This window comes from Streptomyces sp. UH6 (assembly GCF_013421635.1).
In the GTDB taxonomy this organism is placed as follows: Bacteria; Actinomycetota; Actinomycetes; order Streptomycetales; family Streptomycetaceae; genus Streptomyces; species Streptomyces abyssomicinicus.
Genome location: NZ_JACADT010001459.1, coordinates 1 through 1,008, shown reverse-complemented (window position 1 = coordinate 1,008; position 1,008 = coordinate 1). Strand labels below are relative to the sequence as shown.

Genomic DNA, 1,008 nt, shown 5'->3' with positions numbered 1-1,008 from the left:
CCATAGGTTCTAGAGCACGGAACACGGAGCCTGTCGAAATACACTCTTTCCCTAACCCTAACCCTAACCCTAAAAAAAAAAAACACCCGCACGACGACCCGTTCCCGGGCGTGGCGCTGCGCGTTGTCCAGCAGGTTGCCCAGCACCCGCTCCAGCTGGCCGCGGCTGCCCGCCACGACCGCCTCCTCCACCTCCCCGGCGCTCACCTGCTCCGGACGGCGCGCCGTCTCCTCACGCACCAGGGCCGCCAGGTCCACCCGTACGGCGCGGGGCTCCTCCCCCGCGTCGAGGCGGGCCAGCAGCAGCAGGTCGGCGGCGAGGTGCTGGAGCCGCACCACGTCCTCCAGCAGCCCGCCGACCTCGAGCAGTTCCGGATGCGCCTGGCCGACCTCCACCTGGGTGCGCAGCGAGGCGATCGGGCTGCGCAGCTCGTGCGAGGCGTCCGCGACGAAGCGGCGCTGCCGTTCGACCGACTCCTGGAGCGCCTCCAAGGTGCCGTTGGTGGTGACCGCCAGCCGGGCCACCTCGTCGCGCGAGGACGGCACCGGCACCCGCCGGGACAGGTCGCGGCTGCCGGTGATCTCCGCCATCTCCGCGCGGATGCCCTCCACCGGGCGCAGCGCGCGGCGGGTGACCAGCCAGGTCACCGCCCCCACGACGACCAGCAGCGCGGGCAGGCCGGCCAGCATCGCCCGGACGGTGTCGGTCACCGCCAGTTCCTGCACCGCCAGCGACGACCCCGCGTAGACGGTCACCTCCGTCCCGTCGGCCGCCTCGGCGCGCAGGGCTGCGACGGTGAAGTCGGCGCGCCCCTCCGCCTCGCCCGGGTCGGAGGTCGCCTCGCCCTCGTCGTCCACCGTCAGGGTGACGCGGTCGAAGACGGCGTCACCGGCGACCTCGCCGACGGCGCGGGTGTCGTCGTCCGTGGCGTCCGCGTCCCCTGCGTCGTCGTCACGTGTGCCGTCGGCGAGGTCGTCGTCATCGTCGTCGTCACCCCGGTCGCCGCCG

General features: G+C 73.2%; 1 protein-coding gene. It reads right to left on the bottom strand.

Annotated features, from left to right (window positions below; all coding sequences use genetic code 11):
• Window positions 1-1,008 (bottom strand): HAMP domain-containing sensor histidine kinase (locus tag HW445_RS32590; RefSeq protein WP_180224339.1); only part of this gene is annotated, 1,008 nt, incomplete at both ends.